Source organism: Streptomyces sp. GL_148 (assembly GCF_057834205.1).
In genome coordinates this window covers 7,171,379-7,195,710 of record NZ_CM174396.1, presented here as the reverse complement: position 1 = coordinate 7,195,710, position 24,332 = coordinate 7,171,379, and the positions used below count along the sequence as shown (strand labels likewise).

The following is a 24,332-nucleotide window of genomic DNA, read 5'->3' as shown; positions in this document are numbered from 1 at the left end:
CTCCCATGAGCCCCCATGTGCCCATACGGTGACCTGATTCGCACCAATCCTGTGGGGGTCCCGCATGTCCAACCAGTTCCCGCCGCCCGGTCAGCAACCCGGCCAGCAGCCCCAGCCCGGATACGGGTACCCGCAGTCTGAGCCGTCTCAGCAGCCCGGCTGGGGCTACCCGCCCCCTCCCCAGCAGCCGAAGAAGAACAGCACCGGAAAGATCGTCGGGTTCTCGTGCCTCGGCATCGTCGGCCTCCTCGTGCTCATCGGCATCATCGGGGCGGCGCTCGGCGGCGAGAGCAACCCCAAGGCGGGGAAGGAAACCGCCTCCCAGGCACCGGCTCCGGTCGCGTCGTCCGCGCCGGCGAAGGCCCCGGAGGCCGCGCCGTCGGCGAAGCCGGAGAAGAAGTCGCCGGTCGTGGTGGTCGCGAAGAACACGAAGTTCGAGAAGAGCATCCTCGCGGACGGCAGCAACTACACGAGCGTGTCGGTGACGGTCACCAACAACAGCTCGAAGGCGATCAACGTGAACCCGCTGTACTTCACGATCACCGACGCCAACGGCACCAAGCACGTGTCCGAACTCGCGGCTGACGAGAACCAGATCGACACCGTCGAGCTGGCGCCGGGCGAGAACATCACCGGCACGATCACCGGCAAGGGTGCTTTCACGGCGAAGACCGTGACGTACACCGACGGGCTGATCGGCGACAGCGTACGCGCGAGCGTGTCCTGACCGTTCCGCCTGCTGCTGCGCCCCGCCTCCCGGCCGTACGAGGGGTGGGGCGCAGCTGTGTCCGGGGGCGAGACCAGCGCGCGCCAGGGGTAGTGCCGGCCCCGGGCGATCCGCTCAGCGCGCCCCCGCGCCGAGCTCCTCCAGGAGCGAGCGGCCCGCCGTGCGGTGCTCGGCGGCCGCGGCCGGGTCCGTGTCGTCGAGCAGGACCGCGATGCCCTCGTGGGCCAGCGCCTCCTCGTGCCGGCAGCCGAGCCCGGGGGCCAGCTCCAGCGTCTGCCGGTGCAGGCGCAGGGCCTCCTCGGGCAGTCCCGCGAGCCGGCAGGTCTCGGCGTAGCCGCCCAGGAAGCGGACCTTCCAGTGCTCCTCGAACAGCTCGTCCAGCAGCGCGAACGCCTCCCGGTGGCTGGCCAGGGCCTCCTCGTACCGGCCCATCCGGCGCAGCCCGACGCCCAGGCAGTTGAGGGACCACGCCTCGTTGTTCACGTGCCCGTCCTCGCGGGCCAGCGCCAGCGCCCGGTGCAGGTGCTCCGACGCCTCCTCGGGCGCCTCCGCGGCGATGGCCACGCCGAGGGTGATGCGGGCCGTCAGGGTGGGCGGCCACGCGGGGTCCGGGTGGGATAGGTCGAGCACCTCCCGGGCCCGCCGCGCCGCCTCCTCGCGGTCTCCCAGCTGGAGCAGCGCCCAGGCCTCCGAGGCGGCCGCGTGGGCCTCGCCCGCCGGGAGGCCGGCTTCCCCGTACAGCTTCCCGGCCAGCCGGAAGAGTTCGAGCGGCTCCTCGGCGCTCGCCCGGTCCCAGCTCAGATAGCCCCGGCGCAGGGCCAGTTCGGCTTCCGAGCGGGTGTCCCCGGTCTGTGCCACCCGCAGTCCGGCCGCCTCGTACGCGGCTGCGGCCTCGGCCATCCGGCCCGCGTTGTAGCGGGCGAATCCCAGGTCGCTGTAGGCCTCGGCCAGGCGCAGCGGATCTCCCAGGCGTTCGGCGGCGGCCAGTGAGCGCTCGAAGAGGTGGTTGAGGTGGGTCGTACCGCAGCGCCGGGCGAAGTACGCGCGCAGGAAGCGCGGCAGCTCGCACACGTGCGCGTCCGCACCGACGGCGACCGCCGTCTCGAAGGCGGCGATCATCGTCTCGTACTCCGAGGTGAGCCAGGAGCAGGCCTCGTTCTTGTCGGCGAACCGCGGCAGGGCTGCCGGAGGCCTGCCCGCGGTGGGCGGCCGTCCGGGCGAGAGCACCGGAATCGCGGCGTCGGCCGCGGCCGCCGCGTGCACGAAGTAGTCGAGGAAGCGTCCCAGTGCGCGCTCCCGCTCGGCCTCGGAGTCCTGATGCGCGCAGGCGCCGCGCGCATGCTGGTGCACCAGGTCGTGGAGCCGGTAGCGGCCCGCCGTCGGCTGCTGGACCAGGTGCGCGTCGACCAGGTCCTCCAGGATCTCCCGGGCGCCGTGCAGCGTCACGTCCGCCAGCGCCGCGGCCGCGTACGCGTCGAAGGAGCCGCCGGGCAGCATGCCCAGCATCCGGAACAACCGGGCCTGGGCCCGGTCCAGTTGACGTACGGACATGGCGAAGGCGGTGTCGAACTCGCTCGCGCCCTCCGCCAGTCGCTCCACGAGGATGCCCACCGTCCAGCCCGGCCGGTGCCGCAGCCGGGCCGCGGCCAGCCGCAGGGCCAGCGGGAGGTGGCCGCACAGCCGCAGTACCTCGGCGGCGGACTCCGGCTCGCGGGCCAGCCGGCCGTCGGGGCCGCCGGAGTCGCCGCTGGCCCGGGCCAGCAGCTCCGCGCTCTCCCGCGGGCTGAGCACGTCCAGCGACACCGGGGGCACCTCGTCCAGGCCCATCAGCCGGTTGCGGCTCGTGATCAGGACGACCGAGTCGCCGGCGCCGGGCAGCAGCGGGCGGACCTGGTCCGCGTCGGCCGCGTTGTCGACGACCACGACGGCCCGCCGGCCGGCCAGTTCCGCGCGCCAGCAGGCCGCGAGCTGTTCGAGGCCCTCCTGCGGGACCCTCTCGGACGGCACGTCGAGCGCCCCGAGCAGCATCCGCAGCGCGGAGTCGGGATCGAGGGGGTCCCGGCCCTCGGTGAATCCGTGCAGGTCCACATAGAGCTGGGCGTCCGGGTAGTCCGCGGCGAGCCGGTGCGCGGCGTGCACCGCCAGGCAGGTCTTGCCGACGCCCGCCATGCCGTCGACGGCGACGCCCCGATGACTGTCGACGGCGGCGAGCACGGCGGCGAGTGGGGCCTCGCGTCCGGTGAAGTCGGCCGCGTCGCGCGGCAGATCGTTACGGGGCCTCGGCTGGGCCTGGCGGCTGGCCTTCGGGGGCGCCGGCAGCGGGTTGGCGGACCCCAGCTCCCAGAGGGGGCGCAGCGGGCGCGGATCGCGTTTGACCAGTTGACAGAGGGCGACCACCGCGGACCAGGGCGGCACGGTCTGGCCGCTGAGGTAGCGCGAGAGGGAGGAGGAGCTCAGTCCCGCGTCCCTCGCGAGGGCCCGTACCCCGAGCCCGGACAGCTCCTGGAGCAGCCTCAGCCGTGCGGCCAGCTCGTCCTGCGGGTCGGCTTTGGCCGTCCGCCGTTCCATGTCCACGGTTCCCCCCGTATTCCCGTCCCGCCGCGCCCGAATTATCCCGGGCTGCATAACCGCTGGTCAAGGATGTTCCGCCTGTCCCAGGGTGTCCCACCGCCATCGCCGCGGCGGGCCGGTGCGGCTGTTATGGAGTCACACCCCGAGGGGGGAACGCAAACCGCGAAAGACCGAAGACCGAAAGACCGGAAGACCGGCAGCGCAGCAGCCCGGAGACCCGGAACCCAGACGAGGAGCACACCGAGATGCAGTCCCGCATGCAGAACCCCGCCGTCGTCCTGTCCGACGCGATGCAGCCCATCCAGGACATCTTCAAGTCCGTGCACTCCGGTGGAGTGGACGAGCAGATCCTGGAGCTGGTGCACCTGCGGGTGAGCCAGATCAACAGCTGCAGCGCCTGCGTGGACGGCGGTGCCAAGTCGGCCCGCAAGGCCGGCGTGAGCGAGGAGCGGCTCGCCACGGTCGCCGCCTGGCGCGAGACCCCGTACTTCACCGAAGAGCAGCGGGCGGCCCTGCTGCTCGCCGAGGCCGCGACCCGGCTGGCCGACCGTCCCGACGCGGTGAGCGACGAGATCTGGGACACGGCAGCCACCTACTTCGACGAGAAGCAGCTGGCCGCGATCGTCCTGATGATCGGTGTCACCAACATGTTCAACCGGCTCAACGCCACGACCCGCCAGATCGCCGGTGCGTGGGGATAACGGGCGAGGCGCGATGAAGGAGCGATGCACCAAGGAGCTGAGGGCGTCGGCGCGCCGCGGATCGCGCGCCGACGGGGCGGCGAAGGGGGAAGTCGCTTGGTCGAGAAGATCGCCATACTCGTGAGGAACGCGGCACGCTGACACCCAGCACCGCTCTGGACGAGGAGAACGATCGATCGTGCTCAAGCCCCGTGTCCTCACGATCGGTTCGAAGCCCCCGCCCGCTGCGCAGTCGCCGTCGGCCGCGTCGACGGCCGCGCCGACGGCCGTCTGGCTGGTCGACACCGACGAGCAGGACGGTGCTGCGGCCCGGCTGGCCCCGGAGGTCCTGGACCCGGCCGAGCACCGGCGGGCGGCCGCCTTCATACGCGATGAGGACCGGCGCCGCTACGTGGCCTCCCACGTGGCGCTGCGGCTGCTGCTCGGCTCATGGCTGGACCTCGCCCCGGGCCGGGTACGGATCACCCGCGCGCCCTGCCCCTCGTGCGGCGGCCCCCACGGGCGTCCGGTGTCCGAGGACGGGCCCGTCCACTTCTCCCTGTCGCACAGCGACCGGCTCGCGCTGGTCGCGCTGGGCCCGGTGCCGGTGGGAGCCGACGTGGAGAGGCTGCTCCCGGCATCGGCCGTACCCGAGCTTGCCGGGCAGCTGCACCCGCGGGAGGCCGCGGAGCTGGAGGCCCTGGACCCGGCGGAACGCCCCGAGGCCTTCGGCCGCGTCTGGGTCCGCAAGGAGGCGTACCTCAAGGGCCTGGGCATCGGCCTCTCCCGGGGCCTCGCCCTCGACTACGTCGGCACCGGCGACACCCCGGCGAACGGCTTGCCGGGCTGGTCCCTGACGAACGTGGCCGTCCCCCCGGGCTTCACCGCCGCCGTGGCCGTGACAGCGGTCCGCCCGTCGTCGCTGGAGTAGACGCGGGGTACGAGGCTGCGCCAGGAGCCGCCTGCCCTTGCTCGCCACCGCGAGTCAGCTGAACGACGGGATGATCGTGGAGCCGTACGCGTCGATGGTCGCTTCCCGGGCGTCGTGCATGTCGTAGAGGGCGAACTGGTCGACGCCGAGGGCCTGTAGGGCGCGGAGCTTCTCGATGTGGGCCTCGGCCGGCCCCAGCAGGCAGAAGCGGTCGACGATCTCGTCGGGGACGAAGTCGGTGGACGGGTTCCCGGCACGGCCGTGGTGGCTGTAGTCGTAGCCGTGGCGGGATTTGATGTACTCGGTCAGCTCCTCTGGAACCATCGAGGAGTGCTCGCCGTAGCGGGAGACGAGATCGGCGACGTGGTTGCCGACCATGCCGCCGAACCAGCGGCACTGGTCGCGGGCGTGCGCGAGGTCGTCGCCGACGTACGCGGGGGCGGCCACGCAGATGGTGATCGAGCCGGGGTCGCGGCCGGCCTCCACCGCGGCCTGGCGGACCGCCTTGATCATCCACTCGGTGAGGTAGGGGTCGGCGAGCTGGAGGATGAAGCCGTCCGCCTTCTGTCCGGCGAGCACCAGCGCCTTGGGCCCGTAGGCGGCCATCCACACGGGCAGCTTCCCGTCCGTGATCCAGGGGATCCGGATCGGATTGCCGTCCACGACCGCCTCCCGGCCCTCCGCGAGGTCGCGGATGACGTCGATGGCCTCACCGAGCCTGGCGAGCGTGTTCGGGGCGCGCCCGGCGACCCGCATCGCGGAGTCGCCGCGCCCGATGCCGCACACCGTGCGGTTGCCGTACATGTCGTTCAGCGTCGCGAAGGTGGAGGCGGTCACCTCCCAGGTGCGGGTGCCCGGATTGGTGACCATCGGACCCACGTGCATGCGCTGGGTGTTGGCCAGGATCTGGCTGTAGATGACGAAGGGTTCCTGCCACAGCACGGCGGAGTCGAAGGTCCAGCCGTAGCGGAAGCCGTTGCGTTCGGCACGCTTCATGAGGCTGATGACCTGGGAGGCCGGCGGATCGGTCTGGAGGACGAGGCCAAAGTCCATGTGTGGACTCTCCTTACAAGTACTGGCAGGTGGAGCGGTGGACGAAGGCCCCGTGACCGGCCCGGCCGGTGTATTCGCGTCGGTCGATGACGAGTTCGCCCCGGGAAAGGACCGTGTCGACGCGTCCGGTGATCCGCTTGCCCTCGTACGCCGAGTAGTCCACGTTCATGTGGTGCGTCTCGGCGGAGATGACCTGCTCGGCGTGCGGATCGTAGAGCACGATGTCGGCGTCACAGCCCGGCGCGATGGTCCCCTTCTGCGGGTAGAGGCCGAACATCCGGGCCGGGGTCGCGCACGCGATCTCGATCCAGCGGCGGCGGCTGATGTGCCCGTCCAGGACCGCCTGGTGGAGGAGGTCCATGCGGTTCTCCACTCCGGGGAGACCGTTCGGGATCTTCGAGAAGTCGCCGCGGCCGAGCTCCTTCTGCCCGCGGAAGCAGAAGGGGCAGTGGTCGGTGGACACCACCTGGAGGTCGTTCGTGCGCAGGCCCCGCCACAGGGCGGCCTGATGCTCGCGCGGGCGCAGCGGGGTCGAGCAGACGTACTTGGCGCCCTGGAAGTCGGGCTCTTCGAGATTGTCGGTGGACAGGAACAGGTACTGCGGACAGGTCTCCCCGAACACCGGCAGGCCCTTGTCCCGGGCCGCCGCCAGCTCGGCCACGGCTTCCTCCGCCGAGACGTGCACCACGTACAGCGGGGAGCCGGCGACCCGGGCGAGCTGGATGGCGCGGTGGGTGGCCTCGGCTTCGAGGAGGACCTTGCGGACCTCGCCGTGGTGGCGGGGATCGGTCTCCCCACGCGCCAGGGCCTGTTCGACGAGCACGTCGATCGCGATGCCGTTCTCCGCGTGCATCATGATCAGCCCGCCGTTGCCCGAGGCCCGCTGCATCGCGCGCAGGATCTGCCCGTCGTCGCTGTAGAAGACCCCGGGGTACGCCATGAACAGCTTGAAGGAGGTGACCCCCTCCCCCACCAGGTGGTCCATCTCCTTCAGGGTCCGCTCGTTGACGTCCGAGAGGATCATGTGGAAGGCGTAGTCGACGGCGCACTGGCCGTCGGCCTTGTCGTACCAGGTGTCGAGGCCCTCGCGCAGGGTGTGCCCCGGCGTCTGGACGGCGAAGTCCACGATGGTGGTGGTGCCGCCCCAGGCGGCGGCCCGGGTGCCGGTCTCGAAGGTGTCGGAGGCCGCCGTGCCGCCGAAGGGCAGCTCCATGTGGGTGTGTGCGTCGACTCCGCCGGGGATGACGTACTTCCCGCTCGCGTCGATCGTCCGGTCCGCCGTCCAGGTTTCGGCGGCCGTCGTGCCGTGTGCCGCGAGGGCGGCGACCCGGCCGTCCTCGATCAGCACGTCGGCGTGGAGCTCGTCGGCGGCCGTGATGACGAGGCCGCCGCGGATCAGGGTGCGGGTGCTCATGTACGTCTCCCCCGGTGTCAGTTGAGGCTTCTGAGGGCCTCGGCGAGGATCTCGGCGCCCTCTTCCGCCTCGGCGACGGTGAGGGAGAGCGGCGGCGCGATGCGCAGCACGCTGGTGTTGTGGCCGCCGCCCTTGCCGAGCAGCAGGCCGCCGGCGCGGGCGGCCTCCAGTACGGCGGCGGCCGCGTCCGGGTCGGCCTGGTCGGTGCCGGGTTTCGTCAGCTCCAGGCCGGCCATCAGGCCCCGGCCGCGTACCTCCCGTACGGCGGGCGCGGTCGCGGCGATGGCCCGCAGCCGCTCCAGCAGGAGGCCGCCGACGCGGCGGGCGTTGCCCTGGAGGTCGTGTTCGAGGAGGTAGGCGAGGTTGGCGACGCCGGCGGCCATGGTGACCGGCGAACCGCCGAAGGTGGAGATGGAGTTGGAGTCGAGGCAGTTCATCACCTCGGCGCGGGCCACGACTCCGCCGATGGACATGCCGTTGCCGATGCCCTTGGCGAAGGTGATGATGTCCGGCGGGCCGTTCTGGGCGTGGGCCTGCCAGCCCCAGAAGTGGTCGCCGGTACGGCCCCAGCCGGTCTGCACCTCGTCGCTGATCCAGAGGATGCCGTGCCGGTCGAGGACCTCGCGGAAGGACCCGTAGAGCCCGTCGGGAGGGGAGGTGAACCCGCCCACGCCCTGGATCGGCTCGGCGATGAGCGCCGCGACCCCGCCCCGGGCCTGGCCCAGTACGTCTTCCAGGTCGGCGACGGCCGCGGCGGTGAAGGCGGTGTCGTCGAGGTGGGCGAAGGGGCCGCGGGTGCGGACCGCGCCGTGCACGTAGTACGTCTGGAGCGGCGAGAGGCTGGTCGGGGACCAGCCGCGGTTGCCGGTGATCGAGACGGTGGAGAAGGACCGGCCGTGGTAGCTGTTGCGCATCGCCAGGATCTGGTTGGAGCGGCGGTACGTCGTCGCGAGCAGCAGGGCGGTGTCGTTGGCCTCGGTGCCGGAGGTGGTGAAGAAGACCCGGGCGTCGGGGATGCCGGACAACGCCGAGACGCGCTCGGCCAGTTCGATCATCGGGCGGTTGAGGTACAGGGTGGAGGAGTGGATGATCCGCCCGGCCTGTTCGGAGACGGCCTTGGTGACCTCGGGCAGGGCGTGGGCGGTCATCGTGGTGAGGATGCCGCCGAAGAAGTCCAGGTAGCGGTTGCCGTCGGCGTCCCAGACGTGGCGGCCCTCGCCGTGGGTGAGCTCGATGGGGTGCTTGTAGTAGAGCGCGAGCCAGTCGGGCATAACGGAGCGGTGCCGGCTGTGCAGGGGGATCGGGTTGGTCACGGCTGTACGAGTCCTCCGTAGGCGTCGGGGCGGCGGTCGCGGTAGAAGGCCCACTGGTCGCGGACCTCCTTGATGAGGTCGAAGTCGAGGTCGCGGACGAGGAGTTCCTCCTCCTTGTCGCTGGCGACATCGCCGACGAACTGGCCGCGCGGGTCGACGAAGTAGCTGGTGCCGTAGAAGTCGTTGTCGCCGTACTCCTCCTGGCCGACGCGGTTGATGGCGGCGACGAAGTACTCGTTGGCCACGGCGGAGGCGGGCTGCTCCAGCTGCCACAGGTACCCGGAGAGGCCGCGGGAGGTGGCGGACGGGTTGTAGACCAACTGGGCTCCGGCGAGGCCCAGTTCGCGCCAGCCCTCCGGGAAGTGCCGGTCGTAGCAGATGTAGACGCCGACCCGGCCGACGGCGGTGTCGAAGACGGGGAAGCCGAGGTTGCCCGGGCGGAAGTAGTACTTCTCCCAGAAGCCCTTGACCTGGGGGATGTGGTGCTTGCGGTACTTGCCGAGGTAGCTGCCGTCGGCGTCGATGACCGCGGCGGTGTTGTAGTAGAAGCCCTCGGACTCCAGCTCGAAGACCGGTACGACGATCACCATGCCGGTCTCCCGGGCGAGGGCCCGCATCCGCTGGACGGTGGGCCCGTCGGGGACGGACTCGGCCCAGCGGTAGTGCTCGGGCTCCTGGACCTGGCAGAAGTAGGGGGCGTTGAAGACTTCCTGGAAGCCGATGATCTGCGCACCCTGGGCGGCGGCCCGGCGGGCGTGCTCCTCGTGTTTGGCGATCATCGACTCGGTGTCTCCGGTCCAGGTGGCCTGGACGAGTGCGGCGCGGACGACTTGGGCCATGAGCTGCTCCTCGCGACGGGTACGCCGGCTTCTACGCACGTAGAGGTGTACGACGGCTGCGCGTAGGGAGTTGAAGGTAGGCCTCGGCCAGGCCCGGGGCAAGACCGCCTTGCGCGGTTGGAGTAGTCGATCAGCAAACGCAGGAGTTACGCCGGCACGTGGTCGTTTCCGGTCAGGCGACGGGCAGATTTGCGACTCGAAGGGCGTGCAACAGGTCACGGTGATGAGCCCCCGAGAGGGCTTCCGCGGCCCGGAGCAGCCGGGGCGCGAACCACCGGGGGTCCCGGCGGGCGAGCCGGGCGGACTCCTCGGCGGTGCGGACCCGGACGAAGGCGGCGAGCAGCGCGTCGGCCTCGGGGGCGTGGCCGGCCTCCGCGAGCACGAGGGCCGCCTCGGCGATCTCGGCGGCCGGGCGGGCCGCGCCCTGGCGCAGCAGGGCGTCGCGGTCGGCCGGCCCGAGCACGGCCGCGGCCGCGGCGAACCGGGCGGGCGGCAGCGAGGCCGCCTCCCACAGCAGGGTGGCCCAGTCCGCGGCCAGCCCGGCCCGCCGCAGCTCCTCCCCCAGCCGGACCAGCCGCTCGGCGGGCCCGGCGGCGGCCTCACAGAGCAGCACGTGCGCCTCCCCGCTCCGCCCCTGCCCCCGCAAGGCGGCGAGCCCCTCCACGAAGTCACCGGAGGCCCCGGCCCACGCGGCGGGCGCGCCGTGCGGGCCGTGCGGGCCTTGCGGGCCTTGCGGGCCTTGCGGGCCGCCGTCGGGGTGCCAGCCCGTGCGCCCGGACCCGGCGTGGCCGCCCTGGCCCGGCGCGGCGAACGCCTGCGCGGGGCCCGGCCCTTCGGAGCCCGGGCGGCCTGGCTCGTGCCGGGCTCCCCGCGTCGCGCCCGGCTGCCCGGCACCGCCAGCCGCGGCGTCCTGTTCCGGCGCCGGATCCTCCGCCGGTGCGGGCTCGGCCGCAGGGCGGGCGGGCAGCCCGAAGCGGGCGCCGCGCAGGGGCGTGGCGGACGACGGCGGCTGCCCGGGGGGCATCGTGACGGCCCGGGCTTCGGGCGCGGCCGCGCCCGCGTACCGGGCCCCGCCGCTGCGCCGCGCACCGCGCAGCCACCGCCCCTCGGCCCGCCCGACCGGCTCCCCCGCCGCTTCCGGCACCGGGCCCGAGATCGCGTCCGACGGCGCGCCCGAGGTAGCGCCCGTGGTTGCGCCCGAGGTCGCGCCCGAAGCCGTGTTCTGGGCGACATCCGCGGGCGCCTCGGCCCACGCCGCATCCCGGGACCCCGCCGGCGCGCCCTCCCGCACCCCTTCCCGCGGACCCGGCCACACCGCGGCGGGCACCGCGCCCGGCGACGTCGCGGTGCGCTGCGCGGGCACTCCGTTCAGGGGCTCCGGCCGCGCCGGCGCCGGGTACCCGGCCCCCCAGGCGGGGGCCGGGGTCACCGCCTCCAGGCGGGTCGTCAGGTCCTCGTGGCGGGCGGTCGCGCGGGCGGCGTCGTCACGGGTCCAGGAGAGTTCCCGGGACAGGGCCTGCGCCTGCGCCGGGTCCGGCGCTTCCGCGAGCCGCGCCGACAGCGCGCCCAGGGCCGCCAGGGCCCGGGCCCGCTGCTCGGCGGCCGAAGCGAGCAGCGTGCGCAGTTCCTCGGCCCCGCCCGGCAGCCGGTCCCAGACGCCGACGGCCGCGGCCCGCAGTCCGGCCGCGTACTGCGTCTCCCGCGCGAGCGCCCCCGGGCCCGCCGATGCCGCCAAGTCCCCCAGCAGAGACTCCAGTACGTCCCACGGAGGCATCGCGGCTCCGTCCAGGCAGGCCCGCATTCCCTCCGGGTCCCGCCGCAGGAACTCCCCGTACCAGCCTGCCCCGGGATCTAGTCGCTGCGTCAATCCCCGCATGTATCCGGAGAGTTGGCCGATCACCTGCGAAGTCGCGGTCTCCATCCCCGCATTGGATCCCACCCGTGTTACGGGCGGGCTACAGGAGTCTCAAAGCTTGACGGCGGGCGGGTCAAGCGTGACCGCGATCGCGGTGTGCGGGCGCTCGCGCCGGACCACGGCGGCCGGCACGTCCAGCATCCAGAACTGCCAGGTGTACTTGCGCGTCATCAGCTTCCGCACCCGCTTGAGCCCCGCCGCGTCCAGCACCCGCGCCTCACCCTCGGCGGCCACGGCCCCGTCGGCCACCCGTCCGCGTACGTCGCAGGCCACGACCGTGACCCGCCCGTTGTTGCGGATCCGCTTCACCTTCCACGCGTCGTTGCGCGTCCACACGTACAGCTCGCCGCCGTCCACCACCGCCCACACCGGCGTGGCCACCGCCGTGCCGTCCTTGCGGAAGGTGGTGAGACTGACGTACCTCGCTCGGCCCAGGTCCTCGATCTTCATGCGCCCGACCCTACGTCGCCCGTCAACGAGAGGTGACAGCCCGCTCCAACAGGGCGCGCAGCAGGCCCTGCTCCTCCGGGGCGAGCCCGGACACCGGTGAGTCCACGGAGAGGAGATCGAGGAGCCGGGCGCGCAGGGCGGTGCCCTCGGGCGTGAGGACGAGCTGCCTGGCGCGGCGGTCGGTGGGGTGCGGGTGCCGCTCGATCAGGCGCTGCTTCTCCAGCTTGTCGACGACGAAGGTGGCGTTGGAGGGCTCGCAGCTCATGCGCTCGGCGAGTTCCCGCATGGTCATCGGTCCGCTCATCTCCCGCAGCGCGGTCGCCTGGGAGGCGGTCAGGCCCAGGGTGGTGGCGCGCTCGCGCACGTGCTCGGCGATCCGGTGGGCCAGTCCGTCCACCAGCCCGCACAGCTGGCGCTCGGCGATGGCCTGGAGCTCGGGAGGCGTGGTCATGGCGCCAGTTTAACAAATGGCTCAAGCCAGAATATTTACAGCTTGAATGATTCGAACTTGATGCTTATGGTTGGCCTCGCCACCCCGGCAGGACCGGCCGGCGGCGGCCTGACGACCATGCACAAGGGAGCCCTCATGCCCGAATTGACGACGGCGCGCGACGAACGACTGAACCGGCCCGCGGGCATCCGCTCGCTGTGGCTGGGCGACACGAAGGTCTCCTACGTGCCGGACGGCGACGTGCGGCTGCGGCCGCTGCCGCTGCTCCCGGACACCACCGACGAGGTGTGGACCGCCCACCCGGAGTACCTGGACGCCGCGGGGCACCTCGTGGCGAGCGTCGGCGGCCTGCTGGTGGAGCACGGCGGCCGCGCACTGCTGATCGACGCGGGCTTCGGCCCGCAGACGCTCCGGGCCCCGGACGGCCCCGTCGGCGTGATCCACGGAGGCGCGCTCCCCGGCAGCCTGGCCGCACTCGGCCTCACCCCCGGGGACATCGAAGCGGTGGCCTTCACCCACCTCCACTCCGATCACATCGGCTGGGCCATCCACCCTTCCCCCGACTCCCCCGACTCCCCCGACTCCCCCGACAACGGGTTGCCCCTCTTCCCCCGCGCCGAGTACCTGATCGCCGGGCCCGAGTGGGACCGGCTCGACCTCCTGGCGGCCGAGGGCACGACCGAGCGGGTCGCCGCCCTCGCGCCGCGCGTGCGCACGCTTGACGACGGGGAGGAGATCTTCCCCGGGGTACGCGTGCGGATCACCCCCGGCCACACCGTCGGGCACGCCGAGTACGTCATCACCGGGGGCGGCCGGCGCCTGATCGCCTTCGGCGACGCCGTGCATTCGCCGATCCAGATCGACCACCCCGACTGGTCCTCGGCCTTCGACCACGACCTCGCCCGGACGGCCGTCCACCGCCGCCGGCTCGTCGCCGAACTGGCGGAGCCCGGCACCATCGGCTTCGGCGTCCACTTCGCCGACGTGGTCTTCGGCCACGTCCGGCAGGACGGCGACGGCCCGGCCTGGCACCCCGTGGACGCCTGAGAACGACCGCGCCCGAGAACGCGCCCGAGACGACCGCGCCTCAGGCCGCCGGCGCCGCCTCCCCGTGGGTGAGGGTCTCCCACGCCACGAACAGGTCGTCCGTCCCGGCCGGGCGCGTCTTCTCGACCAGCTCGCGGGTGTACGGGAGTTTCGCGCCCGTCCGCACCGCGTAGTGCTGGAGCGCCACTTCCAGGTCCGGGCCCATCGTGCGCTCCAGCTTGCCGCCGCACAGCCAGCCGGGGGCCTCTTCCCCCAGCTGATACTTCGAGTGGAACGCCAGTGCCGCCCGGAGCCGCTCGCTCTGCTCCCCGTACAGGTCGACGCCCTGGTGCCAGGCCGTCTCCGCGATGTGCGCGGACGCCGCGAGCGCGTAACCGACGTGCATGAGGTTGCGGCAGGTCTCCTGGCCGACGCCGTCGGCGTACGTCGTCTGGCCGAACCAGTACGCCGCGACCTCGGCCGGGGAGTCGATGCCGGTGCGCGGCGGGGCCAGCGGGTGCACACCGTCCCGCTTGAGGTAGAAGTACGCCGGGACGCGCTCCCGGAACCGCTCCAGGGATTCCCGGAAGACGGCCCGGTCCTCCAGGAAGACGGAGATGCTCAAGGCGGCGTCGGTCATGGCCAGCTCCCAGTTGCCGTTGTACGCGGGCACCTGCGCGCGGACGGCGGGGAGGTAGGCGGTGCGCAGCATCTCCTTGAAGCGGTCGACCCGAGCGGTTCCCCAGCCCGGGTAGCCGGCGTGGACGATCTCGGCGGCGCGCGCCCAGGTGGAGCCGGACCAGGCCGCCTGGAGTCCGGCGTTGCCCTCGGCGTGACGTTTCATCACGGCCGACCAGCCGTCCATGATCTGCACGGCCTTGCGGGCGTGGGCGGCCTTGCCGTTCACCGACCACAGCAGGGCGTGGGTGTAGGCGGCGATCGCGTCCTGCCGTTCGTCCAGGCAGGACCGGGGCCCCGAGTTGAAGGGGCAGGGCACCACGTCGGCCGGGTGGGCCTGGTAGTCGAGGGAGGCGTAGCGGCTCTTCAGGAGCGCCTGGTACGCCGAGTTCCACGGCTCCTTGCCGGCCGCGACCATCTGCTGCGCGTGCTGGAGCCGGGTGTGACTGACGACGACGCCCGGGTGGCGGAAGACCACGTCGCCCGGGTCCTTGGCGTGGGCCCGGCCCTCGGGGGCCGCGCACGCCGCGAGCAGCAGGCCGCCCGCGAGGAGGGCGCCCAGGAGTCCGAGGCCGAGTCGCTTGGATGCGGATGCGTTCATGTCTGACACGCCTTCACGCTTGCCCCGCGCTCCGGCGCTCCCACCGCCGATTGAGCCGTTCGGCCGCCGGGCCCCGCCCTAACGGCACGCCGAAAGGCGGGCCCGGCGGCCGAACGGCCGCGGCCCGCCCGCTGTCCCCGGCCTCACACGGGCACGAGGGCGCAGCGCCGCATCACGTCGTCCAGGGAGAGCCCCAGGGCTCCGGCGAGGGCGGCGACGGTGAAGAAGGCCGGGGTCGGAGCCCTGCCGGTCTCGATCTTGCGGAGGGTTTCGGCGGAGAGCCCGGCGCTGGCCGCGACCTCGACCATGCTGCGGCCGCCGCGGGCCGTGCGCAACAGGGCGCCCAGCCGCTCGCCGCGCTCGCGCTCTTCAGGGGTGAGAGGGGTACGGACCATGACGTCATCCTACCCCGGAGCCCAATAAGTATCCCGTTACAGTTATACCGGTATAGTTATTGGCATGGTGGAACTGAAGACAGAACGATCGATCGACCAGATGCGCGCCGCCGGCCGCGTCGTCGCGCACGCCCTCGCCGCCGTCCGGGACCGGGCCGCCGTCGGGGTCTCCCTGCTGGAGCTCGACCTGGCCGCGCGCGAGGTGCTCCGCGAGGCCGGCGCGAGCTCCCCCTTCCTCGGCTACCGGCCCCGGTTCGCGCCGGTCCCCTTCCCCGCCGTCATCTGCGCCTCCGTCAACGACGCGATCGTGCACGGCATCCCCGACGACTACCGGCTGCGCGACGGCGACCTGGTCAGCATCGACTGCGGCGCGAAACTGGGCGGCTGGGTCGGCGACGCGGCCGTCAGCTTCACCGTGGGCCTGGCCCGCCCCGCCGACCTGCGGCTCATCTCGACCTCCGAGGCGGCCCTCGCGGCGGGCATCGCCGCCGCCCGGCCCGGCAACCGCGTCGGCGACATCGCCCACGCCATCGGCAGCGTCTGCCGCGCCGCCGGGTACGGCATCCCCGACGGCTTCGGCGGCCACGGCGTCGGACGTTCCATGCACGAGGAGCCGGGCGTGCCCAACGAGGGCCCGGCGGGGCAGGGTACGAAGCTGCGCGCCGGCATGGTGATCGCCATCGAGCCGATGCTGATCGCGGGCGGTACGGACGACTACGCCTGCGACGCCGACGGCTGGACCCTGCGGACCGTCGACGGCAGCCGCGCCGCGCACTCCGAGCACACGGTCGCGATCACCGCCGCCGGCCCGAGGATCCTCACCGCTCTGTAAGCGCTACCGCTCTGTAAGGGCTACCGCTCCGTAAGGGCTACCCCTTCCCGCTCGGGTGCACGACCATCGCCGAGCCGCCGCCCCGCCGGGTCGTCTCCGCCGCGGCCAGCCACCGCCCGTCGGGCAGCCGCTGGACCGCGGTGGCCGCGCCGATCTCCGGGTTCTGCCGGAAGCCCTGGCCGAGGGCCTCCAGCTCGGCCCGGACCGGGCTGTTCCACAGACCCGGCTCCAGCTCGGTGGTGGTCTGGTTGCGCTGGCTGGCCCGCGGCGCGGCGATGGCCTCGACCAGCGGCAGCCCCCGGTCCAGGTGCCCGGTCAGGGTCTGGAGCACCGTGGTGATGATGGTCGCCCCGCCCGGGGAGCCCAGCGCCAGCACCGGGCGTCCGTCCTCCAGCACGATGGTCGGGGACATCGACGAGCGCGGCCGCTTGCCCGGGCCCGGCAGGTTGGGGTCGGGGACGCCGGACGCCGCCGGGGCGAAGGAGAAGTCGGTCAGCTCGTTGTTGAGCAGGAAGCCGCGCCCCGGGACGGTGATGGCGCTGCCGCCGGTCGACTCGATGGTCAGCGTGTAGGAGACCACGTTGCCCCAGCGGTCGGCGACGGTCAGGTGCGTGGTGTTCTCCCCCTCGAAGGTGGTCGGGGCGGCCTGCCCGGAGCCGCCGCAGGCGACCGGGTGGCGCGGATCGCCCGGAGCGAGCGGGCTGGTCAGCGCCTTGGCCGGGTCGATGAGGCAGCCGCGCGTGTCCGCGTAACTCTGCGAGAGCAGCTCCTTCGTGGGGACGTCCTCGGCGGCCGGGTCGCCGACCCAGCGGCCCCGGTCGGCGAAGGAGATCCGGGAGGACTCGATGAAGCGGTGCAGGTACTGGGCTTCGGTGAGCGAGCCGAGGTCGGTGCGCTCCAGGATGTTCAGCGCCTCGCCGACGGTGGTGCCGCCGGAGGAGGACGGGGCCATGCTGTACACGTCCAGGCCGCGGTAGCCGACCCGGGTCGGGTCCTGCCGCTTGGTCGCGTACCCGCGCAGGTCCCCGGTGGTCAGATCGCCGGAGCGGACCACGCGGGTGGCGGCCGGGTCCACCGGGGGCGTGCGCACGGCCCGGACGATGTCCTCGGCCAGCGGGCCCCGGTAGAGCGCGCCCGCGCCCTTGCGGGCGAGCTCGGCGTAGGTGGCGGCCAGGTCGGGGTTCTTGAAGGTGGAGCCGACCACCGGGAGGGCGCCGCCGGGCAGGAAGAGCTTCCTCGTGTCGGGGAAGTCCCTGAACCGCGCCTCGTTGAGCGCGGTCTGGGCCCGGAAGGTGGAGTCCACGGCGAAGCCCTCGCGTGCCAGCTTCTCGGCGGGCTTGAGGAGTTGGCCGAGCGGACGGGTGCCCCAGGACTCCAGCGCGCTCTGCCAGGTCGCCGGGGTACCGGGGACTCCGACGCCGCGGCCGCTGGTCTGGCCCTCGGCGAAGGGGATGGGCACACCGTTCTCCTGGAACAGCGCGGCGGTGGCCGTCGCCGGGGCGGTCTCGCGGCCGTCGATGGTGCGCACCCTGCCGGACCGGGCGTCGTAGTACACGAAGTAGCCGCCCCCGCCGATGCCGGCGGAGTACGGCTCGGTGACCCCGAGCGCGGCGGCCGTCGCCACGGCGGCGTCCACGGCGTTGCCTCCGGAGCGCAGGACGGCGATGCCGGCCGCGCTGGCGTCGGCGTCGACGCTGGCGACGGCCCCGCCGTAGCCGGTGGCGACCGGGACCTTCGGCGGGGTGACGGTCTGCGACGGCGGGGCGTCCGCCCCGGTCGAGACGAGCGCCCCGGCGAGCGCGACGAGCGCTAACTGACGTGCGGCGGGACCACGCATTCGGTTCCTCCAGTCGACTGCCTGTCAGACCTTGGAGCGGCAGCGTAACTTCCTTGCACCCACCGCGTCATGAAGGCGGCGTGACGACTACGATCCGCCGCATGAATGACGACGTCCGCAACATCGTGCTCGGGGTGATAGCCACCGCATGCAGCGGCGGGTTCGGCTGGTTCACCCGGACCTACCTGTGGCGCCGTGCACTGCGCCGCAAGCAGGCCTTCTTCGGCCTCCCGACCGGTTCCGACTGTCTGTTCGTGGTCAACCGGCACATGAGCGGCAGCGAGGGGTCGGTGAACCGCAAGGACGCCTTCGCCCTGCTGGAGATCGCCGGCCTGATCAAGGACTGCGGGGCGAACCTGCAGATCGTGACCCACGACGGGGCCCGCCAGGGCTTCGGCGAGCGCGCCGAGTTCTGCGTCGGCGGACCCGTCTCCAACGCCCGGACGGCGGCCCACCTGACCTCCATGCTGCCGGGAGTCCACTTCGACGACAGCCGTGAGCGCTCTCCGGAGCGGGGCGCGCTCACCCTCGGCGGGGAGAAGTACCGTTGGCAGGAGGGCCTGGTCGAGCACGTCCTGCTCGCCCGGCTGACGGCGGGCGCGGGGACGCGGCCGGTGTTCCTCATGTCGGGGCAGACCGCCAACAGCAATCACGCCGCGGCCCGTTACCTCTCCAAACACCACACGTCGCTGGCCCGCACCTACGGCCAGGACTCCTTCTGCATCCTGCTGAAGGTGATCAACTCCGACGCCTACGGCCCCGACGTGACGGAACTGGTCGCCGACGTCACCCGGCAGGCCCGGACACCCGCAGCGGCAGCCGTGTGATCCCGTTGATGAAGTTCGACACCAACCGGCGCGGCGGGCCCGCCAGTTCCGGTACCGGCATGGCGGCGGCCCACTCCTCGTAGAGGACGCGGAGCTGGAGCCGGGCGAAGTGCGCGCCGAGGCACACGTGCGGGCCGTCGCCGAAGGAGACGTGCGGGTTGGGGGCGCGGCCGAGGTCGAGGCGGCCCGGGTCGGTGAAGACGCGCTCGTCGTGGTTGGCGGAGGCGTGGAACACCACCACCTTGTCGCCGGCCCGGATCCGCTGTCCGGCGAGCTCGGTGTCGGCGGCGGCGGTGCGACGGAAGCTCAGCACCGGCGGGTGGACGCGCAGGAGCTCCTCGACGGCCCGGTCCAAGGGGGCCCGGCCGTCGGCGAGTCCGGCGTAGGCGTCCGGGTCGAGGGCCAGGGCGAGCAGGCCGCCGGGCGCGGCGCTGCGCACGGTGTCGTTGCCCGCGACGGTGAGCAGGAAGAAGAACATCTCCAGCTCCGCGTCATCAAGTCCGGCGAGCGCGAGGGTGGTCATCACGTCGTCGCCGGGGTGGGCCCTTTTGTGGGCGGCCAGTTCACGGGCGTACGCGAACATCTCCCCGAGCAGCGCCGGCGAGCGCGGGTTCAGCGGCTTCCCGTCCGGGCCGGTCAGCGGGGCCGGAGCGTCCTCGGGATCCTGGTATCCGATGATCCGTACGGTCCACTCCAGCAGCAGCCCCCGGTCGGCGGCCGGGACGCCCAGCAGGTCGGTGAGGTTCAGCAGCGCGTACTCGTCGGTGACGGTGCGCACCACGTCGGCGGCCCCGTCCTCGGCGCCGTCGCGGGCGGCGCGCAGCAGCGTACGGGCGCGGCCCCGGACCCGGGCGGCGAAGGCGTCGACGCGGGCCGGGGTGAAGGCGCGGGCCACGGTCCGGCGCAGGGTCCCGTGCTCGGGGGGATCCTGGTTGAGCATGGTGCGCCGCAGGAAGGGCAGGTCGGCCGGGTCCGGGTCACGGATCTGGGTGGCGCCCAGGTGCGAGGAGTACGTGCGGTGGTCGCGCAGGACCCGGACCACGTCGGCGTGCCGGGTGACGGCCCAGAAGCCGGGGCCGGCGGGCCAGCCGAGCACCTGCGGCTCGCTCTGCCAGGCCACCGGCCGGTGGTCGCGCAGCAGCCGGTAGCGCTCGTACGGGACGCCTTCGGCGTACAGGCGCGGGTCGAAGACGTCGGGGGCCGGTCCTTGGTCCATGCGCCACACGGTGGCGGGGAGCGGTCCGGCCCGCAAGACGCCCCGCGGGGGCGGGCCCCGGGTCGGCCGTTCCACGCGCCCCGGCCGGGTCTCAGCGCTGCGGCCCGACCTCGCACACGGCGCTCCGCTCCTTGCCGTCGGAGCCGATGAGGAGGATCCCGGGGGCCGGACTGGTGCGCACCGAGGCGAGGGCCGTGCACGCCAGTTGGCGCCGGGCCGGTCCTGACAGCGGCTCGACCGGGACGGGCAGCACGACGCGCAGCGTCTTCCCGTCGCCGTCGGACCTGACGGCCGGCCGGGCAACGCCCATGCGGTCCCAGTGCTTCGTGTCCGGCACCGGGATCTCGGTGGTCAGACCGGCCTCCCGCGCGGCCTCGCCCGGCCCCTCCAGCAGCATCCCGATCGTGAAGCCGACGTCCGGCCGCTGGCCCTGGTCGGAGACCGGCACCGGGACGAGCGCACCGTCGGGCGCGATGAAGTACAGCAGGCCCGGGTCCGGCGCGGTGGCCAGTTTCACGGTCCCGGCGCTGCCGCTCTCGACGACCCCGGTGGTGGCGATGCCGCATCCGGTGGCGAGCAGCAGCGGGACGGTCAGTGCGGCGGCGGCCGCGGCCCTGCGCACCCGGGTCATACGCGGGCCTCCAGCGGCATGTCGAGGGTGAAGAGCGCGCCGCCGCCGGGGCCGTTGGCGGCGTGCAGGGTGCCGCCGTGCAGGCGGACGTTCTCCAGGGTGATGGCGAGGCCCAGACCGCTGCCCGTGGAGCGGGTGCGGGCCGCGTCGGCCTTGAAGAAGCGGTCGAAGATGTGCGGCAGCACTTCGGGGGCGATGCCGGGCCCGCTGTCGGCGACCTCGACGATCAGCCGCTCGCCCTCGGGCCGGGTCTCGGTGCGGACGCCGACGCGGACCGGAGCCCCGCCGTGCTTGAGGGCGTTGCCCACGAGGTTGGCGAGGACCACGTCGAAGCGGCGCGGGTCGAGCCGGGCGCGGACGTCCGGGGGCAGGTCGGTGCTGACCCGCCCGTCGGTCCAGTGGCGGCGTTCCAGGGTCTTGGTGACGGTCTCGGCGACGTCGACCTCGTCGAGGTTGAGCTCGGCGGCGCGGGCGTCGAAGCGGGAGATCTCCATGAGGTCCTCGACGAGCACCGCGAGTTTCCCGGTCTCGGCGCTGATCAGGCGCAGCGCCTTGGCGGTGTCGGCGTCGAGCTCCTCGGCGCCCTCGTCGAGGACTTCGGTGACGGCGAGCATCCCGGCGAGCGGGGTGCGCAGTTCGTGGGAGACGTCGGCGGCGAAGCGGCGGGCGCGGGCCTCGGCCTCCCGGAGTTCGCTGACGGAATGCTCGAGGGCGCGGGCCGTCTCGTTGAAGGTGCGGGCGAGTCCGGCGAGTTCGTCGGCTCCGCGCACCTCGATGCGGGTGTCGAGCCGGCCTCGGCCCAGCCGCTGGGCGGCCCTGCGCATGTCCCGTACGGGCCTCAGGACGCTGCGCGCCGCGAGCAGGGCGGGGATCACGGATATCGCCAGGCCCGGTACGGCGCCCATTCTGGCGGCGGCGACCAGGGCCTCCACGGTGGTCTGCTCGGTGTCCAGGGGCACGACCGCGTAGAAGACGGCGCCGGTGCTCTCGTAGACCTCGTTGTACTTGAAGACGGCGGGCATGCCGACGACGAGGGAGAGGTTGCCGCTGCGGTCCTCCGTGCGCTGGAAGGCCCCGTGCGGATGGGCGCTCACCTGGCTGCGGAGCTGTTCGCTGACGGAAGGGGAGACGGACGCGCCGCCCTGGTTCGAGGAGGCGCGGAGCTTTCCGTACTCCCCGTAGACGATCCAGGGGTGCGGCTGGCCGCGCTTGCCCAGTTCCGCGACGAGCCGCTGGAGTTCCGCCTGCCCCATGGGCAGTTGGGTGTACTGGGAGTCGACCAGGTCGCGCAGGGTGCTGACGGCGGTGTCCTGGCTCTGCTTGAGGATCGCGTTGCGGGCCTGCTGGTAGGTGAGCGCGGCCGTGCTCACCGCGCAGATGGCGGCGACCAGCAGGAAGGCGGCGATCAGCCGGGTGCGCAGGCCCAGCGGTGCGAAACGTTTCATGCGCGCCGCTTACAGCGGGCCGAAGCGGTAGCCGAAGCCGCGCACGGTCTGTATGTAGCGGGGGGCGCCGTCGGGGTCCTCGATCTTGTGGCGCAGGCGGCGTACGCAGGCGTCCACCAGCCGGGCGTCGGCGTGGTAGCTGTGGTCCCACACGTATTCGAGGAGCTGCTGGCGGGAGAAGACCTGCTCGGGCGAGGCCGACAGGTGCAGCAGGAGCTTGATCTCGCTGGGGGCCAGGGGGAGGCGCTCGCCGTTCTTGGCGACGGTGAGACCGGCGCGGTCGACGGCCAGCTCTCCGTGGAACTCCACGTCGGGGCGGCCGCCCGCGGGCTCGCTGAGGCGGCGCAGCACGGCCTTGATGCGGGCTTCGATGACCTCGGTGCGGGCGGGCTTGACGATGTAGTCGTCGGCTCCGGCCTCCAGGCCGACGACTATGTCGAAGTCGTCCCCGCGCGCGGTGAGCATGATGATCGGTACCTGGCTGTTCTCGCGGATCCTGCGGCAGACCTGGACGCCGTTGATGCCGGGCAGCATGAGGTCGAGCAGGACGAGCTCGGGGTGGAAGCTCGCCATGAGTTCGAGTCCGGCCTCGCCGGTCTCGGCGGCGCTCACGTCGTGGCCCCTGCGGCGCAGGCCGAGGCCCACGCCCTCCCGGATGGAAGGGTCGTCCTCGATCAGCAGTACGCGTGGCATCGGGTCAGTATTCCAGGGTCGTCGATCGGTCCCCTCCCGCTTTCGGCCGAGATGGACGTCCGGCAGCGGGTCCGGCCGGGGACGATGGACACGTCCTAGCGGCCGGTCCTGCGTCGTACGGAGTCCAGCAGGTCGGTGATCTCCGTGAGCCGCAGGGGGCGGGCGAGGAGTAGGACGACGAGGACGATCACCGCGGTTCCCGCCGCGACCCCGGCGAAGTTCCCGAGGGGCCCTTCGATGTTTCCGAACCGGTCGGCGGAGCGCGCGGCCGCGTACCCGGCGACGGCCGCCGGAGTGCAGGCGGCGAGGAGCCGCAGGTGGGTCCGTACGGCGGTGTTCTTGCGCTGGGTACGGGTCCCCGTGCGCGGCCCGAGCCGCCGGGACAGGACGTACGCGGTGCCGGCCGCGCCCGCGGTGAAGGCGATCGAGCAGGCCGAGGCCATGCCGGTGACGGCCCAGCGCGGCGGCAGCAGCTGGTATGCGGCGACCGAGAGCCCGGCGTTGAGGGCGGCGATGGAGAGGTTGAGGAAGAAGGGGGTCCGCGTGTCGGAGAGGGCGTAGAAGCCGCGGGAGAGCACGTACTGCGCGGAGTAGGCGATCAGGCCGGGTGCGAAGGCCGCGAGCATGCCGGCCATGACGGCGACGTCGGCGGGGCCGGTGCGCCCGTACTCGAAGACGCTGCCGATCACCCAGGGGGCGAGGGCGGCGAAGAGCGCGGCGGCGGGGACGACCAGGGCCGCGCTGGAGCGCAGCGCGTAGGAGACGTCCTTGCGTACGGCCCCGAGGTCGCCGTCGGCGGCGGCGGAGCTCATCCGGGGCATGAGGGCGGTGACGAGGGAGACGGTGATGATGCCCTGCGGGACCATCCACAGCAGGTAGGCGTTGCTGTAGGCGGTGTAGCCGGCGCCGCCCGCGAGGCCGGCGTCCACGGCGCGCTGCCCGGTGGCGGTGGAGAGCCGGGTGACGACCCAGTAGGCGATCTGGTTGGTCAGGACGAGCAGGACGAGCCAGCCCGCATTGCGCAGCGGGCGGGCCAGTCCGCTGCCGCGCCAGTCGAAGCGGGGGCGCCAGCGGAAGCGGGCGGCGCGCAGCGAGGGGATCAGGCCGAGGGCCTGGAGGACGATGCCCGCGGTGGTGCCGATGCCCAGCAGCCGGGTCTCGGAGGCGCTCAGGCCGTCCGTCGCGCCGTGGGAGACGTAGAGGAAGAGCCCGAACACGGCGATGACGACGAGGTTGTTGAGGACCGGGGTCCACATCATCGCGCCGAACCGGCCGCGGGCGTTCAGCACCTGCCCGAGCAGGGTGAACAGCCCGTAGAAGAGGATCTGCGGGAGGCAGTAGCGGGCCAGGGCCACGGTGGTGGACTCCTGGCCGCCGCTGTAGCCGGTGTACGCCGAGACGATGAGCGGGGCGGCCAGTACGGCGGTGGCGGTGAGGACCAGCAGCGCGGCCGTGCAGACGGTGAGCAGCCGGTCGGTGTAGGCGGCGCCGCCGTCCTCGTGCTCCTTGGCGGCGCGGACCAGCTCGGGGACGAAGACCGCGTTGAGGGCGCCGCCGATGAGCAGGATGTACAGGATGTTCGGGACGGTGTTGGCGACGGCGTAGCCGTCGCCGAGCAGGGTGGTGCCCAGCGCGGCGCCGATCACGGCGGAGCGGACGAAGCCGGTGGCGCGGGAGACGATCGAGCCGGCGGCCATGAGCGCGCCGCTGCGCAGCACCGAGGTCTTCTTCGGTGCCGCGCGGTCGGTGCGGGGCTCTGTCGCGGCCCCGGCGGCGGTGTCCACCGCGGCTGCGGCGGCGGTGTCCT

Annotated in this window: 22 protein-coding genes; 6 read left to right on the top strand and 16 right to left on the bottom strand. The window is 73.0% G+C overall.

The window, feature by feature from the left end; translation table 11 throughout:
* Window positions 1–64: 64 nt before the first annotated feature.
* The gene (locus tag AC3IYI_RS32505; protein WP_489407024.1) at window positions 65–727 is read left to right on the top strand and encodes a DUF4352 domain-containing protein; all 663 of its coding nucleotides are present in this window, start codon (window positions 65–67) and stop codon (window positions 725–727) included.
* A gap of 114 nt (window positions 728–841) precedes the next feature.
* On the opposite strand, the gene AC3IYI_RS32500 is transcribed toward AC3IYI_RS32505, so the two are convergent.
* Window positions 842–3,295: a helix-turn-helix domain-containing protein gene (locus AC3IYI_RS32500; protein WP_489407023.1), complete on the bottom strand. Its 2,454-nt coding sequence runs from the start codon at window positions 3,293–3,295 to the stop codon at window positions 842–844.
* Window positions 3,296–3,543: 248 nt separating this feature from the next.
* Between AC3IYI_RS32500 and AC3IYI_RS32495 the strand changes: the two genes are divergently transcribed.
* Entirely contained in the window at window positions 3,544–3,999 is a 456-nt protein-coding gene (locus AC3IYI_RS32495) for a carboxymuconolactone decarboxylase family protein (protein WP_489407022.1), read from the top strand.
* 178 nt (window positions 4,000–4,177) lie between these two features.
* Window positions 4,178–4,909: a 4'-phosphopantetheinyl transferase family protein gene (locus tag AC3IYI_RS32490; protein ID WP_489407021.1), complete on the top strand. Its 732-nt coding sequence runs from the start codon at window positions 4,178–4,180 to the stop codon at window positions 4,907–4,909.
* A gap of 54 nt (window positions 4,910–4,963) precedes the next feature.
* Here AC3IYI_RS32490 and AC3IYI_RS32485 read toward each other — a convergent pair whose 3' ends face one another.
* The 7 genes from AC3IYI_RS32485 to AC3IYI_RS32455 form a co-directional block, all read right to left on the bottom strand.
* A complete protein-coding gene (locus tag AC3IYI_RS32485; protein WP_489407020.1) occupies window positions 4,964–5,962 on the bottom strand; it encodes a TIGR03842 family LLM class F420-dependent oxidoreductase in 999 nt (332 codons plus the stop codon).
* Between the two features lie 13 nt (window positions 5,963–5,975).
* A complete protein-coding gene (hydA, locus tag AC3IYI_RS32480; protein ID WP_489407019.1) occupies window positions 5,976–7,376 on the bottom strand; it encodes a dihydropyrimidinase in 1,401 nt (466 codons plus the stop codon).
* 17 nt (window positions 7,377–7,393) lie between these two features.
* The gene (locus AC3IYI_RS32475; RefSeq protein ID WP_489411754.1) at window positions 7,394–8,647 is read right to left on the bottom strand and encodes an aspartate aminotransferase family protein; all 1,254 of its coding nucleotides are present in this window, start codon (window positions 8,645–8,647) and stop codon (window positions 7,394–7,396) included.
* Window positions 8,648–8,685: 38 nt separating this feature from the next.
* Window positions 8,686–9,528, bottom strand: a complete 843-nt coding sequence (locus AC3IYI_RS32470; RefSeq protein WP_489407018.1) for a nitrilase-related carbon-nitrogen hydrolase — start codon at window positions 9,526–9,528, stop codon at window positions 8,686–8,688.
* Window positions 9,529–9,700: 172 nt separating this feature from the next.
* Complete coding sequence (locus AC3IYI_RS32465; protein ID WP_489407017.1) at window positions 9,701–11,449, bottom strand: hypothetical protein; 1,749 nt, start codon at window positions 11,447–11,449, stop codon at window positions 9,701–9,703.
* Between the two features lie 45 nt (window positions 11,450–11,494).
* Window positions 11,495–11,893: a PPOX class F420-dependent oxidoreductase gene (locus tag AC3IYI_RS32460; protein WP_489407016.1), complete on the bottom strand. Its 399-nt coding sequence runs from the start codon at window positions 11,891–11,893 to the stop codon at window positions 11,495–11,497.
* A 22-nt stretch (window positions 11,894–11,915) separates the two neighbouring features.
* Window positions 11,916–12,344: a MarR family winged helix-turn-helix transcriptional regulator gene (locus AC3IYI_RS32455; RefSeq protein WP_489407015.1), complete on the bottom strand. Its 429-nt coding sequence runs from the start codon at window positions 12,342–12,344 to the stop codon at window positions 11,916–11,918.
* 135 nt (window positions 12,345–12,479) lie between these two features.
* On the opposite strand from AC3IYI_RS32455, the gene AC3IYI_RS32450 reads away from it, so the two are divergent.
* Window positions 12,480–13,391: an MBL fold metallo-hydrolase gene (locus AC3IYI_RS32450; protein WP_489407014.1), complete on the top strand. Its 912-nt coding sequence runs from the start codon at window positions 12,480–12,482 to the stop codon at window positions 13,389–13,391.
* Between the two features lie 40 nt (window positions 13,392–13,431).
* On the opposite strand, the gene AC3IYI_RS32445 is transcribed toward AC3IYI_RS32450, so the two are convergent.
* On the bottom strand, window positions 13,432–14,649 hold the full coding sequence (locus AC3IYI_RS32445) for an alginate lyase family protein (protein ID WP_489407013.1): 1,218 nt from the start codon (window positions 14,647–14,649) through the stop codon (window positions 13,432–13,434).
* A gap of 143 nt (window positions 14,650–14,792) precedes the next feature.
* A complete protein-coding gene (locus tag AC3IYI_RS32440; protein WP_214956306.1) occupies window positions 14,793–15,044 on the bottom strand; it encodes a helix-turn-helix domain-containing protein in 252 nt (83 codons plus the stop codon).
* Between the two features lie 64 nt (window positions 15,045–15,108).
* Here AC3IYI_RS32440 and map point away from each other — a divergent pair, with 64 nt between their 5' ends.
* On the top strand, window positions 15,109–15,876 hold the full coding sequence (gene map / locus AC3IYI_RS32435) for a type I methionyl aminopeptidase (protein WP_489407012.1): 768 nt from the start codon (window positions 15,109–15,111) through the stop codon (window positions 15,874–15,876).
* 37 nt (window positions 15,877–15,913) lie between these two features.
* On the opposite strand, the gene ggt is transcribed toward map, so the two are convergent.
* Window positions 15,914–17,713, bottom strand: a complete 1,800-nt coding sequence (ggt, locus tag AC3IYI_RS32430; protein WP_489407011.1) for a gamma-glutamyltransferase — start codon at window positions 17,711–17,713, stop codon at window positions 15,914–15,916.
* A 101-nt stretch (window positions 17,714–17,814) separates the two neighbouring features.
* On the opposite strand from ggt, the gene AC3IYI_RS32425 reads away from it, so the two are divergent.
* Entirely contained in the window at window positions 17,815–18,540 is a 726-nt protein-coding gene (locus tag AC3IYI_RS32425) for a hypothetical protein (RefSeq protein WP_489407010.1), read from the top strand.
* Here AC3IYI_RS32425 and AC3IYI_RS32420 read toward each other — a convergent pair.
* The 5 genes from AC3IYI_RS32420 to murJ form a co-directional block, all read right to left on the bottom strand.
* Window positions 18,500–19,756: a cytochrome P450 gene (locus tag AC3IYI_RS32420; RefSeq protein WP_489407009.1), complete on the bottom strand. Its 1,257-nt coding sequence runs from the start codon at window positions 19,754–19,756 to the stop codon at window positions 18,500–18,502. The genes AC3IYI_RS32425 and AC3IYI_RS32420 overlap by 41 nt on opposite strands.
* Before the next feature lie 91 nt (window positions 19,757–19,847).
* On the bottom strand, window positions 19,848–20,387 hold the full coding sequence (locus tag AC3IYI_RS32415) for a hypothetical protein (RefSeq protein ID WP_489407008.1): 540 nt from the start codon (window positions 20,385–20,387) through the stop codon (window positions 19,848–19,850).
* Window positions 20,384–21,832 carry an ATP-binding protein gene (locus tag AC3IYI_RS32410; protein ID WP_489407007.1) on the bottom strand — a complete coding sequence of 483 codons (1,449 nt, stop codon included), beginning with the start codon at window positions 21,830–21,832 and terminating at the stop codon, window positions 20,384–20,386. Before AC3IYI_RS32410 ends, AC3IYI_RS32415 begins: the two co-directional genes overlap by 4 nt.
* Before the next feature lie 9 nt (window positions 21,833–21,841).
* Window positions 21,842–22,525 (bottom strand): response regulator, encoded by a 684-nt coding sequence (locus tag AC3IYI_RS32405; protein WP_489407006.1) that lies wholly within the window; start codon window positions 22,523–22,525, stop codon window positions 21,842–21,844.
* 95 nt (window positions 22,526–22,620) lie between these two features.
* The gene (murJ, locus tag AC3IYI_RS32400) at window positions 22,621–24,309 is read right to left on the bottom strand and encodes a murein biosynthesis integral membrane protein MurJ (protein ID WP_489411753.1); all 1,689 of its coding nucleotides are present in this window, start codon (window positions 24,307–24,309) and stop codon (window positions 22,621–22,623) included.
* Window positions 24,310–24,332 lie beyond the last annotated feature (23 nt).